Annotated in this window: 15 protein-coding genes; 6 read left to right on the top strand and 9 right to left on the bottom strand. The window is 46.1% G+C overall.

Annotated features, from left to right (window positions below):
* Positions 1-7 precede the first annotated feature (7 nt).
* The 6 genes from QH73_RS07275 to QH73_RS07250 form a co-directional block, all read right to left on the bottom strand.
* Positions 8-2386 (bottom strand): CHASE2 domain-containing protein, encoded by a 2379-nt coding sequence (locus QH73_RS07275; protein ID WP_039715784.1) that lies wholly within the window; start codon positions 2384-2386, stop codon positions 8-10.
* A gap of 52 nt (positions 2387-2438) precedes the next feature.
* Complete coding sequence (locus tag QH73_RS07270) at positions 2439-3431, bottom strand: DUF1822 family protein (RefSeq protein ID WP_039715783.1); 993 nt, start codon at positions 3429-3431, stop codon at positions 2439-2441.
* Positions 3367-4083 (bottom strand): RNA polymerase sigma factor, encoded by a 717-nt coding sequence (locus QH73_RS07265; RefSeq protein ID WP_039715782.1) that lies wholly within the window; start codon positions 4081-4083, stop codon positions 3367-3369. The genes QH73_RS07270 and QH73_RS07265 overlap by 65 nt, the downstream gene beginning before the upstream one ends.
* 198 nt (positions 4084-4281) lie before the next feature.
* Positions 4282-5478, bottom strand: coding sequence for a Coenzyme F420 hydrogenase/dehydrogenase, beta subunit C-terminal domain (locus QH73_RS07260; protein ID WP_039715781.1), 1197 nt, complete (start codon positions 5476-5478; stop codon positions 4282-4284).
* A gap of 155 nt (positions 5479-5633) precedes the next feature.
* Positions 5634-5936 (bottom strand): TMEM165/GDT1 family protein, encoded by a 303-nt coding sequence (locus QH73_RS07255; RefSeq protein ID WP_039715780.1) that lies wholly within the window; start codon positions 5934-5936, stop codon positions 5634-5636.
* A 123-nt stretch (positions 5937-6059) separates the two neighbouring features.
* Complete coding sequence (locus QH73_RS07250) at positions 6060-6422, bottom strand: TMEM165/GDT1 family protein (RefSeq protein WP_236146897.1); 363 nt, start codon at positions 6420-6422, stop codon at positions 6060-6062.
* Between the two features lie 162 nt (positions 6423-6584).
* On the opposite strand from QH73_RS07250, the gene QH73_RS07245 reads away from it, so the two are divergent.
* Positions 6585-6818 (top strand): hypothetical protein, encoded by a 234-nt coding sequence (locus QH73_RS07245; protein ID WP_132866726.1) that lies wholly within the window; start codon positions 6585-6587, stop codon positions 6816-6818.
* On the opposite strand, the gene QH73_RS07240 is transcribed toward QH73_RS07245, so the two are convergent.
* The gene (locus QH73_RS07240; RefSeq protein WP_039715778.1) at positions 6797-7147 is read right to left on the bottom strand and encodes a YkgJ family cysteine cluster protein; all 351 of its coding nucleotides are present in this window, start codon (positions 7145-7147) and stop codon (positions 6797-6799) included. The two genes, QH73_RS07245 and QH73_RS07240, sit on opposite strands and share 22 nt — an antisense overlap.
* A 239-nt stretch (positions 7148-7386) precedes the next feature.
* On the opposite strand from QH73_RS07240, the gene psb30 reads away from it, so the two are divergent.
* Positions 7387-7509: a photosystem II reaction center protein Ycf12/Psb30 gene (gene psb30 / locus QH73_RS07235; RefSeq protein WP_039717506.1), complete on the top strand. Its 123-nt coding sequence runs from the start codon at positions 7387-7389 to the stop codon at positions 7507-7509.
* Positions 7510-7606: 97 nt separating this feature from the next.
* Here the strand turns inward: psb30 and ylqF are convergent, their stop codons facing one another.
* The gene (gene ylqF / locus QH73_RS07230; RefSeq protein WP_039715777.1) at positions 7607-8464 is read right to left on the bottom strand and encodes a ribosome biogenesis GTPase YlqF; all 858 of its coding nucleotides are present in this window, start codon (positions 8462-8464) and stop codon (positions 7607-7609) included.
* Between the two features lie 167 nt (positions 8465-8631).
* Positions 8632-9030: a universal stress protein gene (locus QH73_RS07225; RefSeq protein ID WP_015153172.1), complete on the bottom strand. Its 399-nt coding sequence runs from the start codon at positions 9028-9030 to the stop codon at positions 8632-8634.
* Positions 9031-9120: 90 nt separating this feature from the next.
* Here QH73_RS07225 and QH73_RS07220 point away from each other — a divergent pair, with 90 nt between their 5' ends.
* From QH73_RS07220 to QH73_RS07205, 4 genes are all read left to right on the top strand, one after another.
* Positions 9121-10323 carry a phosphoglycerate kinase gene (locus QH73_RS07220; protein ID WP_039715776.1) on the top strand — a complete coding sequence of 401 codons (1203 nt, stop codon included), beginning with the start codon at positions 9121-9123 and terminating at the stop codon, positions 10321-10323.
* 375 nt (positions 10324-10698) lie between these two features.
* Complete coding sequence (locus tag QH73_RS07215) at positions 10699-11259, top strand: TetR/AcrR family transcriptional regulator (RefSeq protein ID WP_039715775.1); 561 nt, start codon at positions 10699-10701, stop codon at positions 11257-11259.
* Between the two features lie 76 nt (positions 11260-11335).
* The gene (locus QH73_RS07210) at positions 11336-12499 is read left to right on the top strand and encodes an ABC exporter membrane fusion protein (RefSeq protein WP_039715774.1); all 1164 of its coding nucleotides are present in this window, start codon (positions 11336-11338) and stop codon (positions 12497-12499) included.
* A gap of 133 nt (positions 12500-12632) precedes the next feature.
* A complete protein-coding gene (locus tag QH73_RS07205; protein ID WP_039715773.1) occupies positions 12633-12953 on the top strand; it encodes a DUF2834 domain-containing protein in 321 nt (106 codons plus the stop codon).
* Positions 12954-13025: the final 72 nt, after the last annotated feature.

Raw genomic sequence — 13025 nt, 5'->3', positions numbered from 1 at the left:
TCTCACCTCAATCTATCTTTAGTGTAGGTTTCAGCGGTAGATTGCTGCTATCGGGCAAAGAACGCTTAACGACCGCAATTCTGCCTCCCGTCACGACTAAAGCCAAAGCCGCAGGGACTAAAGGCAGCCAGCCACCTTGAAGTAGTAATATCCAACTCGATCCATAAAGAGCTGCAATTGTCAAGCAAACACTCAGTCCCAATCGCACGGGAGAACGCCAGCACCAAACAACAACTCCTCCCACCAACGACCAAGCCCAAATCCAGGTAATTTCGCCCCAGAGAGGCAAAACCCACAGTGGTGTTCGTCCGTCCAAAACAGCACTGAGGAGTTGACTCACCATCTGAGCTTGTAAATAAATACCCGGAATTTGTTTTTGTAGCCCCTGTCTACCGATGCTGTAGGGAGTAGACCACGCATCACCAGTACTAGGAGCCGCTAGACCGATCAGTACAATCCGGTTGTTGAGGGTACGGGCAAGATTGGGCGGAATGCGATCGCTCAGTAGATCTCCTAGCGTCACTGCTACGGCAATATCATCTACAGAGTCGAAGGGACGGTAATTGAGCAACAGTTGATAGCCTTTGGTGTCGATTCGTTGATAGCCGCCCGTGTGGAAAGGTTGCAAGCGCGGAAAAACCACGTTACCGAGTTGTAAGTTACCACTAGGCGTGAATCGAGTTTCCATCCCTTTCGCTGCCAAATATTGATGGGCGAGTTGAAAACTGAGCGCGGTATTAGCACTACAACGGGATGTCAGTGGCGGCTCGAAATTGAGCAAATGGCGGCGCACGATATTGTCATCTGGATCGGCAATGACATCGCTAAAACCTATCCGTTCTGGCGCGACTTCTGGCGGGGGTTGAACGCCACGCGGATCGAATTCTGGATCGCTGACTTTACAGATAGCAAAAAGGCGATCGCTATTTTGCAGCCTTGACTTCAGACTCGGTAATTTCTCGACTGGAAAATCGCGATAGATATCCAAACCGATCACTTGCGGGTGTAATTGTTCTAGTTTTTGCAACAGTTTTTCCAGTGCCAAATCTGATAGAGATCCTTTTCTGTGTTTCTGTTCTGGCAGCTGCAAATCTTCCTCAGTCACCGTCACAATTAACAGACGCGGATCGGCTTTTTCTATAGGACGCAGCCGCATCAATTGGTCGAAAGCTTGCAATTCTATAGGTTGGAATAAACCCAATAACCGCATTCCTACCACCGCCGCCGTGACAATGGTGCTGGTGAAGAAGACGCGCCGCAGAGAAAGCCGTTGTCGTGGTGGACGTAGACGTTGCATCCACTGTTGCCAAGTCGGAGGAATTTCGGCAAGATTTTGATAAATGACTGGTAGCCAGCTAGCAGCAGGATATTCGCTTTCCCATCCCTGGAGTCTTTCCCTTGCCTCTCGTACCGACAAATAGAGAGACTTTCCCCCAGCAAAAGCCTGGAGAAAACTCTTCAAAAATTCTTGCGCCACGCGATCCGGTACGGGTTCGCGCATGAATACTACTTGGGGAATGTGCAGACTTGCCAAGTCCCGCGCCAATCCCAAGCCATCGCAAGAGTTAAAAATGGCTACGCTCAAACCATTTTCTACCGCAGTTTGTAAAGCGTGTTTGAGATCGGCAATAGTTAAACTTTCGGTTTGATTTAAATAAATTCTGCCTGTCACTTCATTCTGAGAGGCAGTTGTTTGACTGGCACTATGTCCGGCAAAAAATAAAATATCCCATCCTTGGGTAGACCATAACTGACGGTCTAACTCTTGACGTGACGGCTCGACCAAAAACTTGACATCTGCTCCTGGCAAGCTTTCGAGCAGATTACGGTCTGCTTGAATGTCAATTCCGGCACTACTACCTAAAATCGCTAAAATTCTGATTTGAGTGCGAGAGGATGTCGTTTTCAGCGCAATTTCTTCGTAAGCGGGGGTACTCAGGGCAATTTCTGCTTGAGGATAGCGAGCGAATAGATCGCAGCGATGCCAGGGTAGCCGCTGTAGTAGTAAATCTTCAGTTTGCAAAATGACGCGAATTGCATCCGCAGGCATTAATTTTTCTAAAAACTTATCTCTCAAAGGGAGAAATGATGGGGAAGAAAGCCAATTGTTTAAACTGCGACTGAGGGATTCTGCGGCATTGTAACAGTCTTCTAAGACACAAACATTCGTGATTTGGACGGCAGCGGCTTCCAGACGCGATCGCAAACCCAAGCTGTAGTAAGCCGATTGCCATTTTCTATAGAGTTGTGAAATTTCCGGCTGGGGTGGTAATCTGCCAGCAAGTTCTACAGCGGGGCGATCGCCATCCTCGCCAATTTGTAGCGTCACAGGAAATCCCTGCTCAAAGCTACCTTCGCCAAACTTCAGGACAACTAACTTACCCACGATATATCACCTGTAGGCACGTCATTTTCAGTTGTAAGTCGTAAGTCGTAACTCAAATAATAAAGTGTTCGGTGATGCCAACATCCCCCAGAGCTACTTTAACGCTAAATCTTTCTCCGGTAGTACCGCTAAATTGCAACTGAATGTAATTATCGGCGCGTCTGGCTTTAGCTTCTAAGAAAACTGAACCAGATTCATCCAAAACGATTAGCTGTAATGACGGTGGTAAAAAGGTCTCTCTCCCCGTCGGATGCACTTGTACGATCAGATCGGTTTTCTGCTCTGATGCAGGACGCAGTTCCATGACCAAAGCGACTGCATGACCTGCTAGCTGCATTCCCAAGTCGATTAACTTTGCCCGTCTGACAAAATTTTCAGGGCGATTCACTTCATTTGTACTCAGTTCTTCTGTTTTACGAAAGCTAAAGGCTAAATTTTGTTCGGTTGGATTTAATAGCGAGACGACAGTTTGCCAACCTGGTTCAAACGTATTTTGGAACCACTGTCTCAAGTTAACCGTACTCGCGAGAGGATTCGCGTTAGCGAAGCTTAACGAAGTGATCGCGCTTAAGTCTTGCAAATGAGACAATAGATCTTCCGGCGATCGCAACTGATTAACGGTCAACTGTTCTTGGGTAACTTGCTGGACAAAACCCAAAATATCGACCTGTTTTTCTACTTCATGCAAACGCACGACAACATAACCGATCCGATCTTCCCAAACCTCCGGTGGCACGTAACAGGTAGAAGCATCAGTGGCGATCGCCCGACATTCCAAGCGACCCAAACCCAATACCTCCAAGTCTGCTGCATCCACACACGCACGCATGAAAGGATTCCAACTATCGCACCCACTCCAACTCACCGGAACGCCCATCATTTCCAAATAATCGCGGACGGCACACACAGCCAAAGTATTCAGTCGCACTTGCTCTGCTTTTTGTGATGTTGGCTGCTGCTGGCTGAACTGCCAAGCAATGCTATTCGCGGCTTGAGTAATTGGTAACGGAAGGGAGCGATCGTTTTCTCGTGCTTGATAATTCATGATAGGTATCCTCTAAATACCCTTGCGATTCGCCGAATTTACGCAATCGTGGTAGGCATTGTCGCCGATAGAAACTACTCAGTGTTGAAACAGACAGCTTGTATTGCGCTGCCAAATCTTCCCAGCTTGTCTCTGGTGGCAGCCTTTGCAACAATAAAACTTGGCAATTCACTTTTGGATAACCTTGAATATAAGTACGGCGGAGGTCGCCATCAGGATCGGTTTGAATCCACTTTCGTGTCGTTTCCAAAATTGGTGGGACATCGGGCGCAGCTTCCAAGGCTTCAATCGCATCTTTCCCCAGCTCGTCAACAGAATAGACTTGTCTAGTTGTCGAGTTATTGGTAGTCTTTCTTTGCAGGTATAGGTCTTGCAACCGTCGCCGCAGATATGCATTTAACCAAGTCGTGACACTACTACGACTGGGATCGTAGCGATCGCCTGTCGTAGCTTCACACAGGTTACGGCAGAAATACAACCAGGTTTGTTGTAAGGCATCCTCGTAATCGGGAGTATTTTCTTTCCACAGCTTGCCAGACTTGGCAATCGAGCGGACAATTCTAGTTAAACCTCGCTGGCGATCGAGACTACCGATCTTCTGCTGACAAGTTTCTACGACCAATTGACGCAGACTCACCTCAAATTCTTCCATAACAGTTTTGTATGATTTCCAGCAGGGGTATGTTTATTTTCAAGGAAAAATCCTCTGAAATCACTACCGCGCTGCTTGTTGTCTCACCTCCTAGACATAGCGTGTTTCCTCCGCTATCTACTTATCAGCGGTATGGAAGAAAATTATGCAGGTGAGTTTTGTGAAGATTTAAGAAGAATGTCACGCAAAGACGAGCCATTAATCCGGCAACTTATACTGCCCTACAATTCGCTTAGCAAACTCCGGTACATGCGCTTCCAACTTCTCTAAATAATTCCGCTTCACGTACAGATAATTCCGTGTAAAGTGAGAGTCAATCGAAAATCGTGCGTATTCCAACCCTTTTGGACCAATTCTTTCAATCACCACACCCATTAGCTTCGCCGCCCACATGGGCAAAGTCACCGCTTTATCGTAAGCAGGTATACTCTGTTGTACCGCTTGATGGCGATCGCCCTGCGATATAACTGGTTGTAGCTCTAATTTATCTTGCACCAAATCCAGCATTTCGCGACCGCGATCGTTACGCACGACAATCCACTGCCAACCGAAGGTAGCACCCATGTAACCGACAACCAAATCGGCAAGGGAATTGACATAATCAAAGCAACTCATGCAAGAAGGTGCAAAGACATCCTTCAACTGGTTTGTCTTTAAACCAAAGAAAGGTACTGTTTCCACCGAACCATCTTCGTGTTTGAAGTGAACGCGGAAATCTTGCATGAATTCGTAATGTACTACTGTATCGGGCGATTTGCTGGTCGTTTCTAAGAATTTTTGCAATCCTGCACGGGTGACATTATCTACGCAAGGGGTTCCCAAAACATACAGCTTTTCTAAGCCGAGTTGTTTTTCTACTGCCCGCAATGCTTGAATTTGGCAACCGACTCCAATAACTAACAGCCGTTTCATACCCGACTGTTCTATTTGTTCTAGCACCGATAAGTTTGGCGATAATGTAGGCTTGTTCACCCGTGCGGCTAAAATTTCCTCTGGGGTACGGGCGATAACTGGCATTGGTTGAAAGCGGTCTTCTTTGGTATTCTGGACGCAGACTACGCCTTCTACAATGCCGCGATTTAGCATTTCGATCGCAATGGTACTAACAATACCCGTCCATTGCGCCCCTGGAATCGGTTCTTTTTTTCGTGCCGCTGTCATTGACTGATGCACGCCGAAATAAAGTTCGTCTGGATTGTCTAAATTACGGCTGCGATCGTGTGTTTGAGTTTCTAGTTGGTCAAATTGCTGGTTTAAAAAGGCACAGGCTTCCTTGACATAGTGGATGTAATATGTGTCGCACAATCCGCACTCGCTACAAAGTTCTTTGGCTGGGCGGCGGCTTCCTGATTTGAGGGCTTTGGCTTTCTTATGATTGGGATGAACGGCGGTCATAAGTTATAAAACTTGGTTTTTTATACCTTTTCACACAATACCGCTTTCAGCCGTGAATTTCACAATTGCGAGTAGGTGCGTTAATTAACGCACTACCTGGAAACCAAGAGAGTGCATTTAATCCTTGCTTTGACAAAAGGTAGAATTTGCACCTTTTAGATCGTAGTTTCCTCAGTTTCCTGGGAATTGTCTCCAAAGCATAATAACCGAATTGCAAGCACGGCGAAACCCACAGCCGCGATCGCCTTGACGAATTTTACAGGTAACAACTGAGCAGCACCCGCACCTGCTAAAACTCCCAGCAAACTTGTCAATACCAAAGCGCTAGCCGTGCCAAAAAAGACAGCGCGAGGAGATTTACAACCGCCACTGAGGGCGATCGCCGCTAGTTGGCTTTTGTCTCCCAATTCTGAGAGAAATACAGTTACAAAAGTGATTCCTAGCAGTTTCCAGTCCATGAAGTTGAGGGATGAGGAGTGAGGAGTGAGGGGTGAGGGCATCTTTAATCAGTCTCTCTAGATTGCCCTTAAAAGGGAATTTCTCTCTTGTTCCCCCCTGTTAAGGGGGGCTAGGGGGATCTTCTACGAGAGTAAAATATCTCCTACTAAAGCGATCGCGATCAGTAGTAAACTCGTACCTGCGGCAATTTCTAACTTTCTGGGGGATAGGTGTTTTGCTAACCACTGTCCCAAGAGTACGCCTAGTAAACTGGTTGTAATTAACGCTGCGGCTGCACCTACGAAGACAATCCAGGGTGATTGAGACTCTGCACTCATCAAGAGCGTGGAAAGTTGGGTCTTATCGCCGCATTCTGCCAAAAATATGGTGAAAAATGTCGAGGCGTATATTGCCCACCAAGACTGCTGTGTTTGCTTTTGCTGTTGTTTTTGCTGTTGTAGAGGGCGATCGCTAACGCTGACAACAGGTTGGCTGTGTGTTTCCAAGACCTGTTTCTCCAGTGCTGTTATTTGGTCAGATAAGCTAGATCGCTGAGGGGGTACAGATTCCAGTTTCACAGGCAACTCAGTTCAATACGCGATACTTTTCATATTCCTTTCATTTTCTGCCAAATTGTTATAAAAGGCAACCCCGTTATCAGTTGTCAGTTGTCAGTTATCAGTTATCAGTTATCAGGGAGCAGAGGGGCTTCAGGTGCAGAGGGGCAGAGGAGACTAGGAGCAGAGGGGAAAATCAATTCAATATCCAAAATCCCCACACCCTACACCCTACACCCTACACCCTACACCCCATTTTTCACACCCTACACCCCACACCCCACACCCTATTTACTAGCCACTAGTCACCAGCCACTAGTCACTCACGACTCAACTTCCCGATGAAACCGCACCATTTCCAAGCTGCGATCGCCATAAACGCCGGAAATCTGTTGCTCGCAGCACTCGATCGCAAAATCGTTGACTTCTTCCGGCTCGATGCCGTACATATCTAGGAATATTTCTGGCTCGACTCGGCAAAAGCGAGGACGGTTGGGGTAGATTTTGCATTCTCGCCTTAAATGGTCGTAATTGATACACCAACCACCTTCACCTACCATGCTGAGATAGAGTGCTAACTCTTCTGGTGTCAAATACTCTGCTATGTCTGGGCGTTCTTCTGGGTCGAGATGACAGCAAGCGCCACACTGTTTTACACATTTCCAAGTTGCCATTTCAAGTCGCCATAATATTCAGATTGGGTGACGATCGAGTCCCGCTACTCAAGCTTAGCGATTTTGGTTCCCCCATCACTAAAATGAGAGCAGCAAGGGTTTATTTGTGGTTTGTTATAGATTTGTTAAGTTAATTAAATCCGGTAATTCTCCTCTAGGTAAAATAAGGTGCGGATTTTTATGTAAGAAATCGACGTTAAATAGACAAGCTGGGAGGAGAGATAAATCTTATGTCTGGAATTTTTGATGCGATCGGTAGTTTTCAGTGGGAAACTCTGTTTCAACTAGTAAGCGTTGCCCTGATCATGCTAGCTGGTCCAGCAGTTATTTTTGTCCTTGCCTTTCGCAACGGCGATCTCTAAAACTCATACGATATACCATCAATGGATAAGGGAGGGAGTAGCTTTGAGCTATTTTCCCTCTTTTGGTTTATTTGGATGAAAAGTAAAGTTACAAAAATTAATTCGGTGGTAACTCTAAGGGAACTGTCCCCAAAATTCCTTTGCGAAAATCGATCAGTATCTGTCTTGCCGTGCGTTCCAAGTCACCGCGATCGCGTTTTGCCGATAACTCATAGACAAATTCTTCCCCCGTCATGCCTAACGAATCGATTTTGTAGCGAGATAGGGGATTTTCTGGCATGAGTTCGGGAGCAGTTGCCATTAATTCTTGTAGCAAATCGATAAAGATAACAGCCACTTGGTAAGAATCGTAGGCAGCATCGCCGATATCATCGCAGATAGCTAACTTAATTGCTGCTGCTTGGTCTTCTAGCTTAGTTGGAATTACTCCAGGTGCATCTAATAATTCAACGCGATCGGAAATTCTGACCCAGCGCAACTGGCGCGTTACCCCAGGACGAGCCTCGCTGACGACAATCCGCCGCTTCAACAGCCGATTGATTAGCGCTGACTTACCCACGTTGGGAAATCCAATCGCCGCCGCCCGCACGGGACGGGCTAACAAGCCGCGATTTTTGCGGCGTTGATTAATCTCATCACCTGCTCTTTGCGCTACCTGCAATACTTGTCCTACACCGTTACCATCTTTAGCATTGGTAAAGTAAACTGTTTCTCCCCGTGACTTAAACCACTGCTGCCACAACTGACGCACCGCAGGAGGAATCGCATCGACGCGGTTGAGAATCAATACCCGTGTTTTACTGCCTACCCACTCTGGTACGCGAGGATGATGGGTTGCTAGCGGAATCCGTGCATCCCTTACTTCCAATACCACATCTACCAACTTCAGCTGTTCGGCAAGCGCCTTTTCAGCCTTGGCAATGTGACCTGGATACCATTGGATTTCGTTTGTCATCGATCATTGGTTGACGGTTAACGGTTGACAGTAAACGCTCCGCTACACTGCGTGAAGACGGTTGACGGTAAGAGAGTGGTGAGTAGTGCGTGTTTTAATTCCGAATTCCGAATTCCGAATTCTCCCTTGTCCTCCTTGTCCCCTCACTACTCACTCCTCGCCCCTCATTAAGGTACAACTAAAACCGGACAGGGAGATAGATTAATTACACGGTTGGTGACGCTTTCGGTGACTCCTTCTTCTGTCAACCCGAGTCCTCGGCATCCCATGACAATTAAGTTAGCACTCACCTCGTCGGCTACATCACAGATAACAAATGCAGGCTTGCCCTGCCGCTCGAATGCCTCTGTTTGAATGCCTTGCTGCTTGAAGACGGACTGGGCATCTTCGAGAAGTCGGGCTACGACATCAGGCGATTCCATGCCCTCGTCAGCCTCCTCCGATCCTTCTACTACCGATAGCAGTATTAGACGACTACCATACTTTTGCACGATTTCAACCACGACTCCCACGGCTTCTTGTGTTTCGCGGCTGCGATCGATCGGAAACAGAACAGTCTTAAACATTTGTGGTAACTCCGATACCCATGCTTCGGTAAAATGTGGACGGCGCTAAATGATGGACTAGACCAAAAAGGCAATTAGGAGGTTGACGCTGTGTCCAAAAAAACTCTAGCAAATTTATCCTCGTCAGATTTATCTGGGAAGCGGGCGTTAGTACGGGTAGATTTTAACGTACCGCTAGACGACCAAGGCAATATCACCGATGATACCCGCATTCGGGCTGCACTGCCGACAATTCAAGACTTAATTAAAAAGGGTGCTAAAGTCATTTTGGCAAGCCACTTCGGTCGTCCCAAAGGTGTAGATGATAAATTGCGTCTGACTCCCGTTGCTAAGCGCCTTTCCGAGTTACTCGGTCAAGAGGTAATTAAGTGCGACGACTGTATCGGCGATGAAGTTGCTGGCAAAGTCGCAGGAATGCAAAACGGTCAGGTGTTGCTACTAGAAAACGTCCGCTTCTATCCCGAGGAAGAAAAGAACAATCCAGAATTTGCTCAAAAGTTAGCAGCAAATGCGGACTTGTACGTAAATGATGCTTTTGGTACGGCTCACCGCGCCCATGCTTCAACTGAGGGCGTAACTCACTACCTCAGCCCTTCGGTAGCAGGTTATTTGATTGAAAAAGAACTTCAGTATCTCCAAAGCGCGATCGAAAATCCTCAGCGTCCCCTAGCGGCAATTATTGGTGGCTCGAAAGTCTCCAGTAAGATTGGCGTAATCGAAACGCTGTTGGATAAGTGCGATAAGCTGCTGTTGGGTGGTGGGATGATTTTCACCTTCTACAAGGCACGGGGTTTGAATGTTGGTAAGTCGCTGGTGGAAGAAGACAAGCTAGAACTGGCTAAATCTTTGGAAGTTAAGGCAAAAGAACGTGGTGTCGATTTGCTGTTACCTACAGATGTGGTGGTAGCAGATAAATTTGCTGCTGATGCCAACGCTCAGACCGTTAGCGTGGATAATATTCCAGGCGATGGCATGGGTTTGGATATTGGTCCAGATTCGGTCAAGACTTTCCAAGCAGCACTGGCTGAGTGTAAGTCGGTGATTTGGAATGGTCCGATGGGTGTATTTGAGTTTGACAAGTTTGCTGTAGGCACTGAAGCGATCGCTCGTACTCTTGCCGATCTTACCAAGCAAGGCGTAACTTCTATCATTGGTGGTGGTGACTCTGTAGCAGCGGTGGAAAAAGTCGGTGTAGCCGAGCAAATGAGCCACATTTCAACTGGCGGCGGCGCTAGCTTGGAATTACTTGAAGGTAAGGAATTGCCCGGTATTGCTGCTTTGGATGATGCCTGATTCAGGGACTGAGAGGAGATCCGCAGTTGAAGCTAGAGATCTCGATCCCCCCTAACCCCCCTTAAAAAGGGGGGAATCTAAAGCCCCCTTTTTAAGGGGGTTGGGGGATCTCAACTGCGTAACTTCTGCAACTATAAATTCCTCCTTATTCTCGGTACGGGCGGGTTTGTCAACAGAGCTGTTTGTTTTTGACAGATCTCCGCAAAAAACCCGCCCCTACAATTCTGGGACGGGCGGGTTTGCCAGCAAATGTATGTGTTACTTGACATATCTGTTGGGAAAAAAACCGCTCCTACTTGATTTATATTGGACGTTTGTTTTATATTTATTTATATCAAACGTTCGATCTAATATGGAGTCAAATTAATTGTCCCGATGCCCAAGATTGTAGACCACGACCAATATCGTAAAGAACTGTTGCTCAAGAGTTTCGATCTATTTGCCGAAAGAGGCTACGGCTCGATCACCATGCGACAGTTAGCTCAAGGGTTGGGCGTGTCTACAGGGACGCTTTATCATTACTTTCCCAGCAAACAAGCCTTATTTCTTCAGTTGGTAGAAGAACTAGACAGACAAGACTTGCTCAACTTCTTGGCGGAGGCGGGAAATCCACCCACCTTAACAGAGCGAATTGAAACTATGTTCAATTTTGTAGCTAAAAATGAAGATAATTTTTGCAAGCAAGTTTTACTTTGGGTGGAATTCTACCAGCAGGAAAAAGCTGAATTGAGCAGAAATAAAGCTTTTCACAGCTCTTGGGACAAGACTACGCAGGCGATCGCCGACTATTTGCAAGTACCAGATAAAGCGATCGCGGATTTTGTCCTGAACTATCTTTACGGTTTATTAATGCGAGGAATATTTGAAACTGAAACAATTTCCTATCCAGAACAAGCAACCTTACTCAGCAAAATTCTCGTAGCATACCTGAAATAATCAGTTATCAGTTATCAGTTATCAGTTATCACGCACCACGCATCAAACACCACCAACTACCAACTACCAACTACCAATGACTAATGACATTTTAAAACCTTCAAACCGCTGGTTGACTGGTTTAATTCTTACGGCAACTGCTATTACAGGTGCAACTGGCTTTTATGTCGTTTCTCAATCTTCTCAGCCTTCTCCTCCTGTGGCGACAACTCCTCCAGTGACGCAAGTTACAGCTTTGGGACGACTGGAACCAGAAACAGAAGCAATTCGCTTATTTGCTCCATCTGCATTGGATGGCGATCGCGTAGACCAATTATTAGTTAAAGAAGGCGATCGCGTCAAAGCAGGACAAACGATTGCGATTTTAGATTCTCGCGATCGCTTGCAAAATGCTTTGGCACAAGCACGCGAACAAGTCAGAGTTGCCCAAGCTAAGTTAGCACAGGTGAGAGCAGGGGCAAAAACAGGAGAAATTAAGGCTCAAGAAGCAACTATTGCCCGGATACAAGCAGAAATTGCTGGAGAAACGTCAACTCAAAATGCCACTATTACTCGCTATCAAGCAGAAGTCAGCAACGCCCTAGCAGAGTATAATCGTTTTTTACAATTATATCGTCAAGGTGCGATCTCTGCATCGAACATAGATAGCAGGCGATTAACCCTAGAAACCGCTCAAGCACAATTAAAGGAAGCACTTTCGGGGAAAAACCGGACGGTGGAAACTTTACAGGCTCAACTACAAGAAGCCAAAGCTACCTTGAATCAGATTGCCGAGGTGCGTCCGGTAGACGTGAATGCAGCCCAAACAGAAGTGGATACTGCGATCGCTGCTGCGAAAATAGCCGAAACGCAGCTACAAGAAGCTTATATTCGCGCTCCTATATCTGGGCAAATTCTCAAGATTCGCACGCGAGAAGGAGAAAAAATTAGTGATTCAGGCATTGTAGAAATGGGACAAACGGCTCAAATGGTTGCTGTCGCCGAAGTTTATCAAACTGATATTGGTAAAGTTAAGTTGGGACAGCCAGCTATTATTACTAGTCAAGCAATTTCAGGACAGCTGCGCGGTAAGGTTTCCCAAATCGGTTTGCAGGTAGATCGGCAAAATGTGTTTAGTAACCAGCCTGGAGAAAATCTAGATCGGCGCATAGTAGAAGTCAAGATTCGCCTGAGTCCAGAAGCTAGTCAACAGGTAGCTGGGTTGACGAATTTACAGGTAGAAACGGCAATTCAACTGTAGTTTTTGTTTGTTTCACAGCATAACGGATGTTCGGTATAAAAAGCTGAGGAAAAGTCAAAAGTTAAAAGTCAAAATCTATCTCTCGCCTCTCGCCTGATGACTGACGACTGACAACTGAAAAGGAGAAATTGAGATGGTGCAAGTTTTGTATTTAACACTTTTTATATTAGGCACTGCTTTAGCCTTCTCTGAGATTTTACCTTTTCTATTCGAGCAAGGATTCAACCTTCAAATCTTTGTAGAGCAGTTATTTACTAATAAGATTTCAGCTTTATTTGGTTGGGATGTCATTGTGGCGGAATTAGTTTTATGGGCATTTATTTTATGGGAAGGTTCGCGATTGAGAATGAAATATTTATGGGTTTATTTTGCTAGTAGTTTAATTGGTGTTTCTACAGGTTTACCCTTATTTCTTCTCATGCGACAAAGATATCTCATTCAGAATCCACAATAAATTATCGAAACGAATTTAATTGACTACGCCGAAGGTAAGGGCGGGTTTACCAAAAGAATCTGTTTTGAACTA

Source organism: Scytonema millei VB511283 (genome assembly GCF_000817735.3).
In the GTDB taxonomy this organism is placed as follows: Bacteria; Cyanobacteriota; Cyanobacteriia; order Cyanobacteriales; family Chroococcidiopsidaceae; genus Chroococcidiopsis; species Chroococcidiopsis millei_B.
This window is presented reverse-complemented; position numbering and strand designations above follow the sequence as displayed.